This is a genomic window from Streptomyces iakyrus (genome assembly GCF_000717055.1).
Lineage (GTDB): Bacteria > Actinomycetota > Actinomycetes > Streptomycetales > Streptomycetaceae > Streptomyces > Streptomyces iakyrus.
The window spans coordinates 1-17304 of the sequence record NZ_JNXI01000051.1; the positions used below are offsets into that span (position 1 = coordinate 1).

The 17304-nt window shown below is 69.9% G+C and carries 19 protein-coding genes and 1 pseudogene; 9 read left to right on the top strand and 11 right to left on the bottom strand.

Annotated elements, in window-relative coordinates; translation table 11 throughout:
- Positions 1–323 precede the first annotated feature (323 nt).
- Both OO68_RS48170 and OO68_RS48395 read left to right on the top strand, forming a co-directional pair.
- Positions 324–890: pseudogene (locus tag OO68_RS48170) on the top strand (TlpA disulfide reductase family protein); the annotation flags it as partial.
- 16 nt (positions 891–906) lie between these two features.
- Entirely contained in the window at positions 907–1035 is a 129-nt protein-coding gene (locus OO68_RS48395) for a hypothetical protein (protein ID WP_280922567.1), read from the top strand.
- Positions 1036–1864: 829 nt separating this feature from the next.
- Here OO68_RS48395 and OO68_RS41005 read toward each other — a convergent pair.
- The 5 genes from OO68_RS41005 to OO68_RS41025 all read right to left on the bottom strand — a co-directional run bounded on the left by OO68_RS41005 (position 1865) and on the right by OO68_RS41025 (position 5528).
- The gene (locus OO68_RS41005; protein WP_033314597.1) at positions 1865–2566 is read right to left on the bottom strand and encodes an aggregation-promoting factor C-terminal-like domain-containing protein; all 702 of its coding nucleotides are present in this window, start codon (positions 2564–2566) and stop codon (positions 1865–1867) included.
- 125 nt (positions 2567–2691) lie between these two features.
- Complete coding sequence (locus OO68_RS41010; RefSeq protein WP_033314598.1) at positions 2692–3717, bottom strand: C40 family peptidase; 1026 nt, start codon at positions 3715–3717, stop codon at positions 2692–2694.
- Between the two features lie 214 nt (positions 3718–3931).
- On the bottom strand, positions 3932–4843 hold the full coding sequence (locus OO68_RS41015; RefSeq protein ID WP_033314599.1) for a M56 family metallopeptidase: 912 nt from the start codon (positions 4841–4843) through the stop codon (positions 3932–3934).
- Positions 4840–5223 (bottom strand): BlaI/MecI/CopY family transcriptional regulator, encoded by a 384-nt coding sequence (locus tag OO68_RS41020; RefSeq protein WP_033314600.1) that lies wholly within the window; start codon positions 5221–5223, stop codon positions 4840–4842. The genes OO68_RS41015 and OO68_RS41020 overlap by 4 nt, the downstream gene beginning before the upstream one ends.
- 83 nt (positions 5224–5306) lie before the next feature.
- The gene (locus tag OO68_RS41025; RefSeq protein WP_245237448.1) at positions 5307–5528 is read right to left on the bottom strand and encodes a heavy-metal-associated domain-containing protein; all 222 of its coding nucleotides are present in this window, start codon (positions 5526–5528) and stop codon (positions 5307–5309) included.
- Positions 5529–5674: 146 nt separating this feature from the next.
- Here OO68_RS41025 and OO68_RS48175 point away from each other — a divergent pair, with 146 nt between their 5' ends.
- Positions 5675–6055, top strand: coding sequence for a DUF6153 family protein (locus OO68_RS48175; RefSeq protein WP_439332904.1), 381 nt, complete (start codon positions 5675–5677; stop codon positions 6053–6055).
- A 92-nt stretch (positions 6056–6147) separates the two neighbouring features.
- On the top strand, positions 6148–6783 hold the full coding sequence (locus OO68_RS41035; RefSeq protein WP_033314602.1) for a DUF305 domain-containing protein: 636 nt from the start codon (positions 6148–6150) through the stop codon (positions 6781–6783).
- Positions 6784–6874: 91 nt separating this feature from the next.
- Here OO68_RS41035 and OO68_RS41040 read toward each other — a convergent pair whose 3' ends face one another.
- Positions 6875–8422 (bottom strand): MFS transporter, encoded by a 1548-nt coding sequence (locus tag OO68_RS41040; RefSeq protein WP_051815022.1) that lies wholly within the window; start codon positions 8420–8422, stop codon positions 6875–6877.
- Positions 8397–8822 carry a signal peptidase II gene (locus tag OO68_RS41045; RefSeq protein WP_078625806.1) on the bottom strand — a complete coding sequence of 142 codons (426 nt, stop codon included), beginning with the start codon at positions 8820–8822 and terminating at the stop codon, positions 8397–8399. Before OO68_RS41045 ends, OO68_RS41040 begins: the two co-directional genes overlap by 26 nt.
- Between OO68_RS41045 and OO68_RS41050 the strand changes: the two genes are divergently transcribed.
- From OO68_RS41050 to OO68_RS41065, 4 genes are all read left to right on the top strand, one after another.
- On the top strand, positions 8809–9204 hold the full coding sequence (locus OO68_RS41050; RefSeq protein ID WP_245237450.1) for a methyltransferase domain-containing protein: 396 nt from the start codon (positions 8809–8811) through the stop codon (positions 9202–9204). The two genes, OO68_RS41045 and OO68_RS41050, sit on opposite strands and share 14 nt — an antisense overlap.
- A gap of 104 nt (positions 9205–9308) precedes the next feature.
- Positions 9309–9677, top strand: coding sequence for an ArsR/SmtB family transcription factor (locus OO68_RS41055; protein ID WP_033314604.1), 369 nt, complete (start codon positions 9309–9311; stop codon positions 9675–9677).
- A 22-nt stretch (positions 9678–9699) separates the two neighbouring features.
- Positions 9700–11937, top strand: coding sequence for a heavy metal translocating P-type ATPase (locus tag OO68_RS41060; protein ID WP_051815023.1), 2238 nt, complete (start codon positions 9700–9702; stop codon positions 11935–11937).
- A gap of 281 nt (positions 11938–12218) precedes the next feature.
- Positions 12219–12689 (top strand): hypothetical protein, encoded by a 471-nt coding sequence (locus tag OO68_RS41065; RefSeq protein ID WP_245237452.1) that lies wholly within the window; start codon positions 12219–12221, stop codon positions 12687–12689.
- Positions 12690–12963: 274 nt separating this feature from the next.
- Here the strand turns inward: OO68_RS41065 and OO68_RS41070 are convergent, their stop codons facing one another.
- The 4 genes from OO68_RS41070 to OO68_RS41085 all read right to left on the bottom strand — a co-directional run bounded on the left by OO68_RS41070 (position 12964) and on the right by OO68_RS41085 (position 16326).
- Positions 12964–13674, bottom strand: a complete 711-nt coding sequence (locus tag OO68_RS41070) for a DivIVA domain-containing protein (protein ID WP_033314605.1) — start codon at positions 13672–13674, stop codon at positions 12964–12966.
- 146 nt (positions 13675–13820) lie between these two features.
- Positions 13821–14747, bottom strand: coding sequence for a ZIP family metal transporter (locus OO68_RS46000; RefSeq protein ID WP_167345952.1), 927 nt, complete (start codon positions 14745–14747; stop codon positions 13821–13823).
- 133 nt (positions 14748–14880) lie between these two features.
- Positions 14881–15918: a cation diffusion facilitator family transporter gene (locus tag OO68_RS41080; protein ID WP_051815024.1), complete on the bottom strand. Its 1038-nt coding sequence runs from the start codon at positions 15916–15918 to the stop codon at positions 14881–14883.
- A gap of 72 nt (positions 15919–15990) precedes the next feature.
- Positions 15991–16326: an ArsR/SmtB family transcription factor gene (locus OO68_RS41085; protein ID WP_033314607.1), complete on the bottom strand. Its 336-nt coding sequence runs from the start codon at positions 16324–16326 to the stop codon at positions 15991–15993.
- A gap of 249 nt (positions 16327–16575) precedes the next feature.
- On the opposite strand from OO68_RS41085, the gene OO68_RS41090 reads away from it, so the two are divergent.
- Complete coding sequence (locus OO68_RS41090; protein WP_078625812.1) at positions 16576–17178, top strand: alkaline phosphatase; 603 nt, start codon at positions 16576–16578, stop codon at positions 17176–17178.
- Positions 17179–17304 lie beyond the last annotated feature (126 nt).

Consider the following 17304-nt stretch of genomic DNA (forward strand, 5'->3'; position numbering starts at 1 on the left):
GGCACGACGCCCTCTGGCTGACCTGGGGTGCCCTGACCGCCACCGGGCTCGCATGCGCAGCCTCGGTCGCCGCACTCGCCCGCAGCGGACACCTGGCCGCACCGGAACCGCAGCTCGCGGCGGCATGACAGCGTCGGATAAGCCATGCTCGGGCTGCCGCCGGCCGGGCGGCAGCCCGCGGCCGAGGCAGGCGCGCAGTCCGTCCGGGTGGGCGCCGGGCGCGACATGGCTGAGGTAGCCACCGGGGTACGAGCCCGTGACCGGCGCCGGGCGAGGCCCTCCTCGCCGAGTCGGTGAACGGCGATGTGACACCTCGTTCGCGCATGAGCTCGTCCGGCTGGCCGCTCGATCACCAGGTTCTCGGGGATCTCGAAGCCCTCGGACTGGGCGAGCTTGAACCAGCCGTAGGCGGACTCCAGCCTCGGCCCCATCGCCCGCGCCATCGGCGCACACCACGCTCCCAGTACTCCGAGTCAAGCCCACACCAGCCCAGCCGGCCAAGCCACCCCGAGCCCGGCGAGGATCTCCCGTGGGCCCCGGCCCCACGCGAAGCGGGCTGCACTTCGGGATACCGCGCTGGAAGAAGTGCAGCCGTCGGACTACGGGAGCGGACCCGGCGGGCATCACTGAAACCCGGCGAGCGCACCCTCACGCCCCCGCTGACGGGCACCCTGACAGGAGTCCGCATCGGCATCGCCCGGTGGCGCGGCCACGTCGTGGTCATCAACGTGTGGGGCTCATGGTGCGCGCCCTGCCGCAAGGAAGCCCCGGAACTGGCCCGCCTGGCCAAGGAGACCAAGCCGCTGGGAGTGCGGTTCCTCGGCGTCGACATCCGCGACAGCAAGACGGCCGCCATCGCCTTCGAGAAGGACTACGGCATCACGTATCCGAGTAGCGTATCCGGTCGTGGCACGAGGCCACCTTCACCAGGCCGCCCGGCAGGTCGAACTCCAAACCAGCCGCACCCCGGCGCCCCTGGCCGCGATGTGGGAAGCCGCCGAAGGCGCCCTCGGCGAGGTCACTCCGAGCGCGTAGGCGAGACCAGCCGTGATCAGGGTCATCGCGGGAGCTTCGCGGTGCGCTCCGGATGGGCCGGGGGCGTCGGCGCCGCTGGAGACTGAGAATCGAGGGCTCGCTATGGCCCTGACCTGCTGACGAGCACCTTCACCCCTCTTGGTGGCCCCGCGGGAACCTGCGCGTCCTCCACTAGGTCGGCCGCCGGTCATCACCGACGACATGCTGCACACCGTGCTCCGTCGGCGGGCGAAACGGCGAGTCCGTGGAGCAGATCCAGCCCGACCTGATCATCTCCACCGGCAAGCGCAAGGGTCAGAACCCCTCCATCGCCGGCACCTACCGGGCGATCACGCCAAGCGCGAGGCATACTCCGAAGCCGTCGATCAGGCCCACGCCGACTTCGCCGCCCTCCAGGCCGGCGAACTCCCCAGGCAGCTCATCCTGACCGAACGTCACTCTGACTACCACGTGTGGTAGGTGGTGCCGGGGTCGTCCCGCCACCGGCGTATGCGGGCGCCGACGGCCTCATGGTCGAGGCCGAGCACGGCGGACGAAGCGGAGGAAGAGGGAGAGATCGTCACAACAGAGCATTGTGGCAACGTACTTCGCAGTTCGTCCCTGCAGTGGAGCAATGCGCACGAGATCCGGGCAGACCTCGTACAGCGGCCTGGACGGGGCGTCTCGCAGCCGGGTGCCGACACGCGCCCGTGCTGCCCTCGCCCGGCCGCGGCCACGGCACGCACCATGGGCAGGACGCGGGCGATGCCGATTCCGTCGGCGATGAACAAGTAGTCGTCCGTCAGGACCGGCGGGAACCTGTTGCGCGGCCTTTTGATCCCGGGCTGGTCTAGTACCAGTTGTTGGCCTGCCAGAACTGCCAGGCGCCGCAGGGGCTGCCGTAGCGGCTGTCCATGTAGTTCAGCCCCCACTTGATCTGGGTGGCCGGGTTGGTCGCCCAGTCGGCGCCGGCGGAGGACATCTTGGAGCCGGGCAGCGCTTGCATGAGGCCGTAGGCGTCGGATGTGGGGTTGTCCGCCTGGTAGTTCCAGCTGGACTCGCGCTCCACGATGTCGCTGAAGCACTGCCACTGGTCAGCGGGCACCATCTGGCGCGCCATCGCCTGCACCTCCGCGACGGTGTACGAGCTCTGGACCGGGAAAGAGGAGGAATCACGGGCCGAGCGGCTGACGGCCTCCCGCTGGGCCTCCTCCCGCTCCTTGGCGAGCTTCTCCGCCGCAGCCTTCTTCTCCGCAGCGTCCTTCTTGGCCGCCGCGTCCTCGGCCGCCTGCTTGCGCGCCGCCTCTTCCGCGGACTTCTTCGTCGCGGCGTCCGCCGAGACGGCCTGGGCGTCGGCCTGCTGGACCAGCGAGCTGACCTGGACCTGGGCCTGCTGGCCCGCGGGTATGTCCGCGAGGAGGGTCGCGTCGGCCGCGGTCGCATCGAAGTCGTTCGATGACTGCGCGGTGTTGCCCGAGGCAATTCCCGCGACGGCGCCGACGGTGGTGACGGCGGTGGCGGACACCACGGCGAATCCCCGGATCCGGCTCACACGTTTTCCTTCCAACATCGTCCGCTTCGCGCGGGGTGACCTCGCGGGCGCGATTGCGCCTCTGCCGCTGGCCTCCGTTGCTGACAGGTCAGCAGAAGTTCCTTGGGCGGTGCGGGTGGTGGGGCTCAGGGCCTGCTGGCGGCGAAGAACGGCATGGAGTCCAACGGGACGATCTCCACGTTCTTTCCGGTACGCGGCGCGTGGATGGCCTTGCCATTCCCGACGTACATGCCGTTGTGCTGGTTGTCGTTGTACCAGTAGATGATGTCGCCCGGCTGCAGATCGGACTTGGCCACCTTGCGGCCAGCGTCGTACTGCTGCTTGACGGTGCGCGGCAGCGAGACACCCGCCGCGCGCCAGGAGGCACCGGTCAGTCCCGAGCAGTCGTAGGAGTTGGGTCCGGTGGAGCCCCACTCGTAGGGCTTGCCGAGCTGCGCGTACGCGAAGTCCAGCGCGACCTTGGCGCGACCGCTGGCCGGGCCGTTGTAGGTGGCGGCGGAGTCGCTGACGCCCGCGGCGGCGTCCTCGCGCTCCTGATCGGCTTCCATCTTGGCGCGCTGGGCGGCAGTCAGGCTGTTGAGGAGCTTGCGGGCCTCGGCGAGCTTGCCCTGCACCTCGTCCTTCTTCTCCTTGGCCTTCGCCCGCGTCTCCTGCAGATCCTGCAGCTGCTCCTGGACGGTCGCCCGTTCCTGCGCGAGTTCGCGCTGCATGTTCTGCATCGCCCGCAGGGCGTCGGCCTGCCGGCTGCTCGTGCGGTCGAGCATCTCGGCCTGGTGGAGATAGTCGTCCGGGTCGCCGGAGAGGAAGAGCTCCACGCTCGGATCGATGCCGCCGGAGCGGTACTGCGCCGCCGCCAACGGGCCTATCTTCTCGCGCAGTTCGTTGATCTCCTGCTGCTTACGGGCCAGGCGCTCCCGCGCGCGCTCGGCCTCGCGCTGCAGCTCTTTCTGCTTCTCCCGGATGCCGTTGTACTCCTCGGTGGGAGCCTCGGCCTCCTCGTAGAGCAGCTCGACTTGCTTGCGCACCTCGTCCACCGTGGGCTTGGGCGCCGCCTGGCTCTGCGTCGGCAGGAGGCTGACCGCGCCGGCCGCCATGCCGATGGTGGCTATTCGGGCACGGCTGGGCGGCTTCGGCCTACGGTGCGTTCCCATCGTGGGCTGACTCCTTAGCGCGTCTGTGGACCGAGCGACGGGTCTTGGCCGTCGGGCCGACGCCAGTCAGCTTCGGCACTGTCCCGCGGACCCGACGCTGGGCACAGGCCCCGGCCCGCGCCCAGCGCCGCATTCATCGAGCGGGTTAGAACTTAGTAGCTTCGTAATACGCACCGCAAGTGAGATTGGGTCACACCAGCCTCACCAGTAGCGGTCAGCCGAGTCCGGGAGGGCAGGCGACCAGCAGCGGCAGCAGCGGCACCGTCAGGGCGGCCGCAGCCACGGAGCCCCACAGGGCGGGATGCGCGGTCTTGCGCGGGCCGAGGACACGCTTCAGGCGGATCAGGGCGCTCTGGCCACCGGCCGCCAGGGCGCCCTTCGGCGTCCGGGCCGAGGCCATCTCGTACATCGCGGTGGCCAGCGCCTCGTGGGAGTGGCTGCGCAGTGCGCGGTCGTCGGCGATCATCTCCAGCAGCAGCGCTGTCTGCTCCCGGGCGTGGCGGGCCAGCGGCACCCACCGGAAGACCGAGTAGAAGGCCTCCACCGTGGCCAGGACCAGGTGGTGGCGGCCCGCGATATGGGCCTGCTCGTGCTCCAGCACGGCGCCGAGCTGCTCGGGTGTCAGATGGCGCACAGCCGCATCGCTGATCACGATCCGGGGATCGCGGCCCGGCAGACAGTAGGCGGCGGGGGTGTCGTACGGCAGGACGGTGGCGCACAGACGGGCCGAGTGCCGGCCCACCAGGTCGACGGCCTCCCGGTGTTGACTCCGCACGCGACGGGCTCGTACGACATGGAAGGCGAAGCTCGCAACGAGGGCGATCCCGATGGCGGCCGGAACGCCGACGGCCAAACGGGCCGCGATTTCGGGATCGGGCCGCCCCACCCCCACGTCCAGCCCGCAGGCGTGCAGCAGGCCGACCATGCCCGCGTGCAGGTGCTCGGCCGGCATGGCCAGGCTCGCGGCGGAGAGTGCGGCTCCGAACGAGAACGAGACCGCCAGGGCGTGCCACACCGCCGCCGCGAGGGCAGGGGCACGGTGCGGCCAGTCGGCGCGCAGGAGCAGGTACGGGGCTGCGAAGCCCACCGCCGCCGTGTAGCCGACAAGGGCGGGGGCCGCGTTCACGAGTCCGCCTTGGCCTGGCCCGCCTGGCGTCCCGTGTTCCGCAGGGCCTTGCGCAGGGCAGCCTGCTCCTCGTCGGACATGTTCTCCACGAAGGCGACCAGCGCGGCCCGGCGGTCCTTGCTCTCTCCCAAACCGTCCTCCATGAGCGCGGCGGCGTACGCCTCGCGGCTGCGCACCGGCGAGTACAGCCAGGCCCGGCCCTGCTTGCCACGCAGCAGCCAGCCCTTGCCGTACAGGATGTTGGTGACGGTCATCACCGTGGTGTACGCGACGGGGCGATTCCTGTTGATGTCATCGACTATCTCGCGCACCGTCGCCGGACGGTTCCACGTCCAGAGACGATCCATGATTTCCGCTTCAAGATCCCCGAGCCGCCGCATGGCCCTGACTTCCCTTCGCCACCGAATACGCAAGGCCATAGTAGTCGGCCGCAAGGGCAGTCTTTCGGGACGGAGGCGGAACCTCATACTCGGCCGGTGAGTTCGAAGCCCGCCTCGTCGATCGCCTCGCGTATCCGCGAATCGTCGAGCGGTGTGGTGGACGTCACGGTGACGCGGCCCGTGGGGACGTCGACCTGCACGTCGACGACGGTTTCGAGCGCTGAGACCTCCTGCTTCACGGCGTTCTCGCAGTGGCTGCAGGTCATGCCGGACACGTGGTATTCGGTGGTCAGCAGGTCGGGCACGATGCCTCCCCTCCGGGTTGTCATACCCTGGGTGGGTATGACGTCTCCGTGTCTACTCCGGTGGTGCCCGGGATGCAAGCGACCGTTGATCCATGCCTAGGATGAGGCCCGTGACCCGCCTCCGACAGTTCATGCGACCGCACGCGATGGTGCGGTCTTTTGGGCTGCTCGTGTGGGCTGTGCTCTTGGGGCTGCTCGGTATGCACGGGCTCGGGCCGGTTTCCGGTGCCGCCGCTGCCATGTCCGGGCATGATCGGGTGGCGGTGGTCGCGCATACGGACGTCGTGGCGTCGATGCCGGATGGATGCGATCACGGCGACGGTGGCTGTACTGGCCACACGGCCCATGCGGATCCCACGTGCGCCTCGGCGTCAGTCGGCGGGGCTCCGGCGATGGTGCCGACGCTGCTCCCTGACGTGGTGGCGGGTGCCGAACCGGGGGAGACACGTACGTCTCCTGACGGCAGCGGTCCCGACGGCGGTCGCGCCCCGCCCTCACTCTCCGAACTCCAGCTCCTGCGGATATAGAACGGCCCGCGCGTCGCCGCATACCCCACTCCTTTGGACGCGGCGAGGTGCCTCGGCATGTCCTTCACAGATCCGAACTCAGGAGCTCAACCATGACTGCACGCCGCAAGCTCGTCCGCCGTACCGCACTCGCCGTCACCGCCGGCGCCGCCGCTCTCGTCCTGTCCGCCTGCGGCGGTGGCGGACACGACATGTCCTCGATGGGGGGCGACTCCGACTCCAGCCCTTCCGCGACCGCCTCGGCGAAGGCCGGCGACCACAACGACCAGGACGTCTCCTTCGCGGAGGAGATGATCCAGCACCACCGTCAGGCCATCGAGATGGCCGATCTGGCCGCCGACCGCGCCTCCTCGCAGGAGGTCAAGGACCTCGCCACGAAGATCAAGGGCGCGCAGGACCCGGAGATCAAGACGATGTCCGGCTGGCTCACCTCGTGGGGCGAGGAGGTCCCCGCTGACATGTCCGGCATGGAAGGCCACGACATGTCGTCCTCCATGCCCGGCATGATGAGCAGCGAGGACATGGACAAGCTGGAGAAGGCCTCCGGCGCCGAGTTCGACAAGATGTTCCTCGAGATGATGGTCAAGCACCACGAGGGCGCCGTCGAGATGGCCAAGACGCAGAAGGCCGAGGGCAAGTACGGTCCCGCGACGAAGCTCGCGGACGACGTGATCACGGCCCAGACCGCCGAGATCGAGCAGATGGACAAGATGCTCGGCAAGAGCTGACGCGGCGACAGAAACGGTGTGGCCGACGGTGCGCAGGCGCCGTCGGCCACACCGTTTCTGGTTGTCGTGCCGCCTTGTGGGGTCGAACGGGCTACGTCGCGTCACGACGAGGCAGCCGCACGGCAATGAGTGCCGCGGCGAGCACGCAGAGCGCCGCGCTGGCGAGGAGGACGTGGGACATGGTGTCGGTGAAGGCTCCCGCGACGTGGTGGGACAGGTCCTCTCCGAGCGGCTGGTCGAGACGGCGGGCGGCGGCTTCGGCGCCGGCGATGTTGTCGCGGGCTGCGTCGGCTACCGGCTGGGGAAGTCCGCGCAGGTGGGGGTCGAGGTCGCGGGTGTAGGTGATGTTCAGGACGGTGCCGAGGACGGCGACGCTGAACGCGGCGCCGATCTGGCGAATGGCAATCAACAGCCCGGATCCGGCGGCCGCGCGGTGCTCGGGGAGCGTGGCCGTCACCGCGTCGACGGCGGGCGCGAGGGCGAGTCCGGCGCCGAGGCCGATGACGGCCAGGCAGGCGGCGCTGAAGGCGTACGCCGAGTCGGGGGTGACGGCCGAGTAGACGGCGAAGCCGACGGCGGCGACGGCCAGTCCCGCGACCATGGGGATCTTTGCGCCGATTCCGGTGACGACCTTGTCCACGGCCGCCGCGGCCACCAGGATCGCCGCAACGAGCGGTACCAGCCGCAGTCCGGTGCCGAACGAGTCGTTGCCCTGGAGGACTTGCAGGTATTGGGGCACCACGAACAGGGCGCCGACGACTGTAAAGGTGCCTGCGGCGGCGGCCACGGTCGGCCAGGTGAAGGCCGGGTTCGCGAACAGCCGCAGGTCGACCAGCGGGTGGGGGGAACGGCGCTCCCAGAACAGGAAGGCGGCCAGCAGCAGGACGCCACCGACGATCGCGGCGAGCACGCCGGGATCGGTCCGCTGTCCTCGGGCGCCTGGGATGATGCCGTACACCAGCGCGGCGGTGCCGAGCACCGACGTGGTGATGCCGGGGAAGTCCAGTCGTGGTGCGGTGGGGTCGGAGGACTCGGGTAGCAGGACGGCCGCAGCGATGAGCGCGAGGGCGCCGACGGGGACGTTGATGAGGAAGACCGAGCCCCACCAGAAGTGCTGAAGCAGCCAGCCGCCGACGATCGGCCCGAGGGGCAGCCCGACGCCGAGGGCCCCGACCCATACGGCGATGGCGCGACGCCGTTCCTCAGATGGGAAGAGCGCGGGCAGGATGCCGAGGGAGAGCGGCACGATGATCGCAGCGCCTACGCCCATGACCGTGCGGGCGGCGATCAGTCCGTCGGCGCTGCCGCTGTAGGCGGCCCAGGCGGAGGCGGCGACGAACGCCGCCAGTCCGGCCAGCACCCGGCGGCGGCCGATGGGGGTCCCCCGCGCCCTTAAGGCGTGGGGGAGGTCGCCGAGGCCGCCCGCCGGGAGCATCAGGGAGGCGAAGACCAAAACGTACGCGTTGACGATCCACTGCAGCTGGCTCGTGCTCGCCTCGAGGTCGCCGGCCAGCGTGGGCAGGGCGACGTTGAGGACCATCAGGTCCAGGCCGACGGTGAGCAAGGCGATCACCAGGGCGGCCGGGCCCGCCCAGCGGCGTGCCGCAGACGGTTCAGGCGTCGGACGGGGGTCGCTCATGCTCATGGTCGCTCCCGAGGAAGGACAGTGCGACGCGGGTGATGGCGCCGAGCACGATGAAGGCGTCGGCGAGGTTGAAGGTGGGCCACCAGCCGGAGTGCAGGTAGTCGGTGACGACGCCGTCCGCGGCCCGGTCGACGAGGTTGGCCGCCGCGCCGTCCAGGATCGAGGCGAGCGCAATGCCCCACAGACGACGGGCCGTTGCGGCGGTACGCCACAGCGCCACCGCCACCACGGCCGTGATCAGTCCGGTCACGGTGTGGACCGTCCAGGCAGGCGCGTTGGCGAGTAAGGAGAACGCCACCCCGGGGTTGAGGGCCAGTCGCAGATCCAGCGGGTCGGCCTCGACCGGTTTGCCCGGCAAGGCGCGCTGCGCCCACGCCTTGATGCCCAGATCCACTCCGGCGAGGAGCGGCGGCCAGGGTCAGCAGCCCGGCGCGGCGCCCCTACGGACCGTTTTCGGGGCCGAGGACGGCACGTACGACGCCGCGTTCGACTTCGCGATCATCCATCACATCCCCGACTGGCGCTCCGCCGTCGCCGAGATCGCCCGCGTCCTCAAGCCCGGCGGGCTCTTCGTCTTCGACGAGGTCACCGCGCACGCCCTGGCCCGCCCCAGCTACCGTCTCCTGTTCGACCACCCGGAGTACGACCGCTTCAGCGCCGACGGCTTCCTCGCCGAACTGCCGCGCCACGGCCTCGACGTTCGCGGGGCCCCCACCCACATCCGCGGCGACTACCTGCTCGGAGTCGCCCGCAAGCGCACCCCGGCCCGAGAGTGAGCGCCGCCGCTCGGCCTCGGCGTTGAGGCAAGCCGTCAGGGCTGCCTCACAGCCACTTGCTACGCCCCCTACCAGCTCACATCAACGTTCGTTAGAGTATTGATGTGACCGAGGAACGACTCGATTCGTGCGACCTGCTGTGCCTGGACCTGCCCAAGGCGGAGGACATCCGCGGACGTCTCCCGGCCTTCGAGGCCCTGGAGCCCGCGGCCCGCACCGCCAAGGGCCTTGCCGATCCGACCCGGCTGAACATCGCCGCCGCGCTCGAGGCGGGTGGCGAACTGTGCGTGTGTGACATGGCCTGGATCGTCGGCCAGCCGCAGAACCTGGTGTCGCACCATCTGCGGCAGCTGCGCACGGCCGGTCTCGCCACCTCGCGGCGCGACGGCCGGCTGGTGATGTACGGGCTGACCGAGCAGGGACGGTTCCTGGTGCGGGTGCTCCTCGGCGACGACGTCTCCACAGAGATCTAGTACGGACGGAAAGGGGATCTCCATGGGAGCCGAGTGCTGCGCGCCGACCGGTGCGGAGACCGAAACCGAAGCCGGTGACGACAAGCGGGACACGTCGCCGCAGCGGCTGTGGCAGGTGCGCGAGCTGCAGTTGGCCACCGCGGCGGGCATGCTGCTGCTGGCCGCCTGGTTGACCGGCCGCACAGGTGCGGATACGGCGGAACTCACTCTGGAACTGGCCGCCGCGGCGGTCGGTGGCTGCACCTTCATCCCCTCCTCCATCCGCAACCTGTTCAAGTACCGGCACATCGGTGTCGGCACCCTCATGACCGTCGCCGCCATCGGCGCGGTCGCGCTCGGCCAGTTCTTCGAGGCCGCCATGCTCGGCGTGCTGTTCTCCATCGCGGAGGGCCTGGAGCACTACGCCGTCGTACGCACCCGCCGCGGCCTGCGCGCGCTGCTCAGCCTCGTGCCCGACACCGCCTCCGTACTGCGCGACGGCCGCGAACTGCAGCTGGAACCGGGCGAGTTGGCGCTCGGCGACGTGATGCTGCTGCGGCCGGGGCAGCGGGCCGCGACCGACGGCGTCATCCGCAGCGGACGCACCAGCCTCGACCTGTCCGCCATCACCGGTGAGTCGATGCCCATCGAGGCCGCGGCCGGCGATCCGGTGCACGCCGGGGCGATCAATGGCGGCGGCGCCATCGAGGTCGAGGTGACCGCGCTGGCCAAGGACAGTTCGCTGGCCCGGATCGTCCACATCGTGGAGGAGGCGCAGGAGCGCAAGGGCAGCGGGCAGCGGCTGGCGGACCGGCTCGCCAAGCCGCTCGTGCCCGGGATCGTGGTCTTGGCAGTACTGATCGCGGGGCTCGGAGCGATCTTCGGCGACCCGCTGCTGTGGCTGCAGCGGGCCCTGGTCGTGCTGGTCGCTGCCTCGCCGTGCGCGCTGGCCATCGCCGTACCGCTGACGGTCGTCGCCGCGGTCGGGGCGGCCAGCCGCACCGGGGCCCTGGTCAAGGGTGGGCTCGCGCTGGAACAGCTGGGCGCGGTACGGACCGTCGCCCTCGACAAGACCGGCACCCTCACCCGCAACGAACCGTGCGTCATCGCCACCGTCCCCGCCCCCGGCGCCGCCGAGGCCGAAGTGCTGCGGCTCGCCGCCGCCCTGGAGGCCCGCAGCGAACACCCCCTGGCCGCCGCGATCCTCGCCGCCGTCGGCAGTGATGTGCCGGACGCGGCCGACGTCACCGCGGTGGTCGGCCACGGTCTGCGAGGCGCAGTGGGGGGCGCACCTGTACGGCTGGGCCGCCCGGGGTTCATCGACCCCGGCGCTCTCGCCTCCGACGTCACCCGACTTCAGGACCAGGGCGCGACGGTCGTCCTCGTCGAGCGCGGCACGGTGCTGGTGGGTGCCATCGCCGTACGCGACGAGCTCAGGCCCGAAGCAGCCGAGACCGTACGCGAGTTGGGCCGCCTCGGTGTCCGGGTGGCCATGCTGACGGGTGACAACACCCGCACCGCGCAGGCCCTGGCGGCCTCGGCCGGCATCACCGACGTACGCGCCGATCTTCGCCCGGAGGACAAGGCCGCGCACATCACCGACCTGAAGTCGGGCGGGCGCGGCGGGGTGGCCATGGTGGGCGACGGAATCAACGATGCCCCCGCCCTCGCCACCGCGGACGTTGGCATTGCGATGGGCGCCATGGGTACGGACGTGGCCGTCGAAACCGCCGATGCCGCGCTCATGGGCGAGGACCTGCGGCACCTTCCGCAGCTGCTGCGGCACGCCCGCCGTGCCCGACGGTTGATGGTGCAGAACATCGTGATGTCGCTGGCCATCATCACGGTGCTCATCCCGTTGGCCGCGTTCGGGGTGCTGGGCCTGGCCACGGTCGTGTTCATCCATGAGCTGGCCGAGGTCGTGGTGATCGCCAACGCGATCCGCGGCGCCAAGGCGACGCCGCTGCCGGGGGTGACAGCGGTGACCGGGTCCGCGTCGGCGACCTCGGGGATCCTGCCCGAGCAGGAGGACGCCGGATGCTGCGACTCGTGCTCGCCCCAGGGGGCCAAGACCGCCCAGGAGCCGATCGTGGTGATTCCGGCGCAGTCCGTCCCGCCGATGGAAGGGGAGGCCGCCGGATGCTGTGAGGGATGTTCGACCGACAGCCCGGCAGCCCGCATCGAGTCCGCGATCCGCGTGCAGATCACCCCGCGCCGGGCCACGTTGCCGCTGGCAGGCGGCCGCCTTGAGCCCGATGACGGGGTCACAGCATCTGATTGACCACTCGGAGCCGCTCCCTGAGCGACTGTAGTTCTCGGGACGCTGCCAGGGCAGCGTCCCGAGAACTGTCACTGTTCCTTGGGCTGACGCAGTCGAGCGGCTACAAGGCCACAACGAGGGTGCAACGGGCGGGTGGCGACGCAGTGGCTCGACGCGGTCCGTCCCTACCATCCGAGATGCAAGGGGGGTACCAGGTGCGACCCCCTGGGCAGGGGGTCTCTGTGCGGTCGACCGCTTCATGGCCGGTGTTCCGGCGCTGTGTCGGCATCGTAGCGGCCGGCGTGGCCCTGGCGGCAAGCTCAGGGTGCTCGGTTCCCGTCGATGCCGTCGCCGGCATCTCCGTGACCGGCGACGGCCGTCTGCTCGGCGTCATGATGGTCTGCGGACATCGGATCGATGGCGCGACCCTCTATGTGGACGGCGACGACGCCGACAAAGCGGTGACGGTCGGTTCATGGACCGCTGACCGCCCCCTCGCGGCTGGTCTCACCACATGGACCCTCGATTCTCCTTCCCCTGGCTGGACCGCGACCAGATCTCTCACCCCGCTCACCGCCAAGACCACCTATGCCCTCTACGGCTGGACAAAGGACAACTCGTGGTCATCGGGTAGCTTCTCCTTCACCCTGACCGACCGGGACCGGCTCACGCCGGGAACGGTCCGCTACGACGACGTCTCGGCCAACGGCGACTTTTCCACAGTCACCGTCCCCGTTGCGGAGTTCAAAGCCAAGGCCTGCCAGAACATGTGAAGCCACGGCGCGCCGGGCCGGGTCCAGGCACTCACGTTCTCGGGTGCCAGGCCCCCTCAACCTTCGTGTCGTTGAACGGCGGTGGCCCACCTCGGCCGAGGTGGGCCACTGTGCGACTCGTGCGCGTGTACGTGATCGTCGTCGTGTTGGTGTCCGTGGTCGTGGTCATGGTGGTGTGTCGGCTGCTCGGCCATCTTCGTTTCCCCTCCGGCGAAGTGAGTTGTGCGGTGTACGGGCCGCTGGCGGTGGGGCGCGAGTCCATCGCACCGTGGGTTCAACCTGCCAGCCGATCGTCGGAGGCCGGCGTGTCGGGGCGGTTGTTGATCTGCGGAGGAACAACCTGATGAGGCACGGGGCCGTACCGCGGCTGCCACGCGGGAGACGCCGGAGTCCCGGGCGGGGCCGGGGAGGGGCCGGGGAGAGCGGCAAGGAACTCCTCGGTCCGACGCTCGACGTCGTCGAACTGAGTGCCGAGGCTGCTCTGAAACCGGGTGCGGTACTCCGCTACCAGGGTCCGTAGCTCGGTGAGTTGACGTACGACGGCCAGCTTCGAGTTCTCCAAGGCGTCAAGGTCCGCGCGTGTCTGCCGCATCTGACGGTCGTCGACGTACGTGCGGCCGGCAGCGTCCCGCTCGATCTGCTCGGCCCTGTCCCTGGCGTCCCGCTCCAGTTGCTCGGCGTTGTCCCGCGCTCGGCGGATGATCTCGTCAGCCTCGGCGCGCGCGGCGGTGAGGGTCTGGCCCGCCGTCTGCTCGGCGAGCGCGATGATACGGGCCGCCGTCTCGCTTTCCTCGGACGAGGCGTCACGGTCGGGCACATGGAGCACCGTGGGTTGCTGCTCGCGCAGCGAGCCGTTCTCCTTGTACAGCCGGTCGAGGGTGTACTCGACCTCGCGCAGGAAGTCGTCCACCTCGCGCAGGTCGTACCCCTCACGGAGGCGTACCGTCGTGAACCACTTGTGGTGCACGTCGTCCGGTGTCAGCAAGGGCCTTTCCTGGCCGGGGAGTTCGGGATGGCGGTTCAGGGGTTCTGATCCTCCGGAATTAGTCGCGGATTCATTTCCGCAGCATGCTTCGCCCACGGCCTATTGCACCTTCCTTTCCTCATGTGCGAATGCGATCCGTGCGGGAGTCAGTGTGCGGCGAAGAGAAGAGCTCCCATCGCGAATGTGGTGACGGCGGCCGTGACCACGTGCCAGCGGGGAAGCTGCCCCTTTGCCCGCTTGAGCGCGGCAAGTTTCAACCCCACGACGGCAATGCGCAGGATCACGCCCGCCACCAGGGCGAGAGCCACCGGGAGCACGGCCTCGGGGAGAGGACGGACGGTGGTGATCAGAACACCCACGGCCGGGCTGGTACAGGCCACCGTCAGCCAGGGGGTGAGGCGCTGCTTCGTCTCCCGCAGCATCGCCGCGAGCGCCACTCCGTCACTGGCGGAGCCCACCATAAGAGTGAGCAGCACGGGCAGGGAGAAAGCCAGGGCGAGCGCCGTTCCCTCGACGAGCCGGTGCGTGGCCAGCGCGGCCGCCGCTCCCAGCCCCACCGACAGTGCCCCTGCCGTCTCCTTCACCCGACGGTGACGTCCGGGAGTGTGCGCGCCCGCGGCCTGCGCGGCCAGGTCCGCGTCGCATCCGCAGCCGTTGCGGGTGAAGACCGTCATCACCAGATAGCCGGCCACAGCGGTGGCCATCGCGATCCAGGCCGACAGGCCCGCGGCTGCCGCCTCGTGCCACGCCTCCGGAAGGAGATCGACGACGGCGGTGGTCAGCATCATGCCCGAGGCGATCACCAGGACTAGGGCGGCCTGCCCAGAACTTCGATGGGCAACCAGGGCTCCCGCGACGGTGGCGCCAGCCATGGCCACCACCGCGATCCACGCCGCCGCACCGCCGAAGCTCCCCAATGAGTGGATAATCCCCGGCAGTTGGATCGACCCCACGACTGACATCACAACACCCTCCTGTGTATCTCCGGAAAACACGCGCGAATCGCGGTCCTCTTGTCGGAGAGAAGAATTTCGTTGGTTTTTCGGCAGGGTCGACAGGAAGATGCGAAACACCCTCGGAGCGGACATGACTCGCTCCGATCGTCCCCTGGGGTGGCGAATCAAAAACCACCGTCAAGTGCCATTGAGGGCGCGTGAATTTATCGGGAAGGGTGATCGTACGAATTTACGCTGCGGATTTCACCGTTCATGCAGCACGGCTGTCCCCGGGCAGTTCCGGCCCGATTGCGCTTCGTGCGTGGACCGGGCCGTGGGGGTCCGCGCAGTGCGCGTCCGTGAGTGCGGCGGGCGCGAGGGAGACGTGGTCGACCTGGAGCGTGACGTGATCGATGCCGTACCGGGCACGGAGCAGGTGCTCGGCGGCGGTGCGTACGGCGTGGCAGTCGGAGTCGGCCGCGACCAGGATGTGGGCCGACAGCGCCGGATAGTGGGAGGTGACCTCCCAGACATGCAGGTCGTGGACCTCGGTGACGTGATCGAGCGTGGCCATCCGCGCCCCGATCTCGTCGGGGTCCAGCCCTGCGGGGGCCGCCTCCATGAAGACACGCCCGGAGTCACGGACGAGCCCCCAACCCGCCTTCAGCATGAGGGCGGCGACGACGAGGGCGGCGATCGCGTCGGCGCGGGCCCACCCGGTCAGCCACACGATCAGGCCGGCGACGGTGGTGCCGATGAAGGCATACAGGTCGTTGAGGAGGTGCTGGAAGGCGCCTTCCACGTTGAGGCTCGACCGGTTGGCCTTGCTGATCAGCCAGGTGGCCGCGATGTTCACGGCGATCCCGGCCGCGCCGGTGACCACCACGTACAGCCCCTCGACCTCGGGCGGCTCGATGAGGCGACGCACCCCCTCGTATACGAAGTACGCACTCAGCAGGAGCAGGGTGAGTCCGTTGACCTGCGCGGAGACGATCTCGGCGCGCTTGAGTCCGAAGGTGAACCGGCCTCGGGCCGGCCGGGCGGCGATCCGCATCGCGGCGAGCGCGAAGACGATCGCCGCCGCGTCGGTGAGCATGTGCCCGGCGTCCGAGATCAGCGCCAGCGAGCGGGCGAGGATGCCGATGACCACCTCGACGGCCATGAAGCCGGTGATCAGCGCCAGTGCCCCGGTCAGGTAGCGCCGGTCGGCGTCCGCGCTCACCCCGTGCTGATGCCCGTGTCCGTGCCCGTGTGAGTGTCCGTGGCCTTCCGCGTGGCCGCGGTCGTCGATGTCGTCGTGCTGGCCCATGACTGTCCCTTCAGACGTGCAAAGTCGTGCGAGAGGAGGGAGGTTGATGGGGCAGGGCGGCGGCGCCGTCGGTCAGCAGCAACCCTTGTTCTCGGCGTCGGGGCAGGTGATCTCGGTGTTTACGGCGAGCACCGTGCCCAGCAGGTCGCCCAATGCGTGGGCGAGCCGAGGATCACTCAGTTCGTACCGGACACGGCGGCCTTCCGGGACGGCGACGACGAGGCCGCAGTCGCGCAAGCAGGCGAGGTGGTTGGAGAGCCGGGTGCGGCTGATGCCCAGCTGGTCCGCCAACTCGGCGGGATAGTCCGGGCGTTCACGCAGGGCGAGCAGAATTCGGCAGCGGATCGGATCGGCCAGGGCGCGCCCGAAGCGCGCGAGCACCTCGGCCTGGGTGGCGGCTACGAGCACTCTTCGACGGTACAGCGATGCCTGAATTCAGCGGAAGGTGTATCACTCTAACGAGTGCACCGCTGGGCGGTGGTCTGCGGCTTCTGTGCCGTCGCAGACCGCTGCAGACTGGGCGGTTCGAACATCTCGGTGCCGACGACTGGGGGCCGGCGTCGGTCGGCCCGCGTAACCACACGAGATGCGAGGAGCCGCTGCCATGCCCAGACTGTCCTGCCGCCACCTCAGGCCGGCGCCAACGGCCGCCTGAGCATGGACAAGTTCCCTCTGACCGGCGCGCACACGACGTACGCAGTGCACGCGGACGGCACGCCGGACCATGTGACCGACTCGGCCGCGAGCGGCACCGGCTGGGCAACCGGTGTGAAGACCGTCAACGGCCGCATCTCCAAGACCCGGGTACCGACAAGGCGATTACGACGATCCTGGAGCCGGCGCGGAAGGACGGGTGGCGCGACCGGCAGCGTGACCACCTCTGAGCCGGCCGACGCCACCCCGGCGGTGCTCGCCTCGCGTGTCACCGACTGCTCCTGCCAGGGCCCGGCCGACATGGCCGAGTGCCCCACCGGCACGATCGCGGCCGGCGGGCCGGGCTCGATCGCCGAGCAGTCCGTCAACCACAAGGTGGACGTGCTCTTCGGCGGCGGCAAGCGGCGGTTCGACCAGAAGGTCATCGACGGCCGGTACAAGGGGCTGACGGTCACCGAGCAGGTGCGGAAGCTCGGCCACCGGGGAGCCACCGACAGCGCCTCGATGCAGGTGGGCAAGCCGGTGCTCGGCCTGTTCGCCTCCGCCGGGAAGGCGTATGGCGCCTGGGGGCCGACCAGTCCGGTCGGCCCCTCGGCTTCCGTATAGCGGGGACGAGCCGTGGCCCCTCCCGTACGGCCAGGTGTCCGCTGCGGGCGAGTGCGGCGACCGAGGCTGCGCATGCGAGCCCGGTGGCGGTCAGGGCACCCCAGGTCAGCCAGAGGGCGTCGTGCC

What these genes read in the sequence shown, in the direction of transcription:
- OO68_RS41060 (WP_051815023.1), top strand. Translation starts at nt 9,700, where the DNA reads ATGGGAGCCGAGTGCTGCGCGCCGACCGGTGCGGAGACCGAAACCGAA.
- OO68_RS41010 (WP_033314598.1), bottom strand. Translation starts at nt 3,717, where the DNA reads ATGGGAACGCACCGTAGGCCGAAGCCGCCCAGCCGTGCCCGAATAGCC.
- OO68_RS41040 (WP_051815022.1), bottom strand. Translation starts at nt 8,422, where the DNA reads ATGAGCGACCCCCGTCCGACGCCTGAACCGTCTGCGGCACGCCGCTGG.
- OO68_RS41080 (WP_051815024.1), bottom strand. Translation starts at nt 15,918, where the DNA reads ATGGGCCAGCACGACGACATCGACGACCGCGGCCACGCGGAAGGCCAC.
- OO68_RS41035 (WP_033314602.1), top strand. Translation starts at nt 6,148, where the DNA reads ATGACTGCACGCCGCAAGCTCGTCCGCCGTACCGCACTCGCCGTCACC.
- OO68_RS41090 (WP_078625812.1), top strand. Translation starts at nt 16,576, where the DNA reads ATGGACAAGTTCCCTCTGACCGGCGCGCACACGACGTACGCAGTGCAC.
- OO68_RS48175 (WP_439332904.1), top strand. Translation starts at nt 5,675, where the DNA reads ATGGTGCGGTCTTTTGGGCTGCTCGTGTGGGCTGTGCTCTTGGGGCTG.
- OO68_RS41050 (WP_245237450.1), top strand. Translation starts at nt 8,809, where the DNA reads ATGCCCAGATCCACTCCGGCGAGGAGCGGCGGCCAGGGTCAGCAGCCC.
- OO68_RS41020 (WP_033314600.1), bottom strand. Translation starts at nt 5,223, where the DNA reads ATGCGGCGGCTCGGGGATCTTGAAGCGGAAATCATGGATCGTCTCTGG.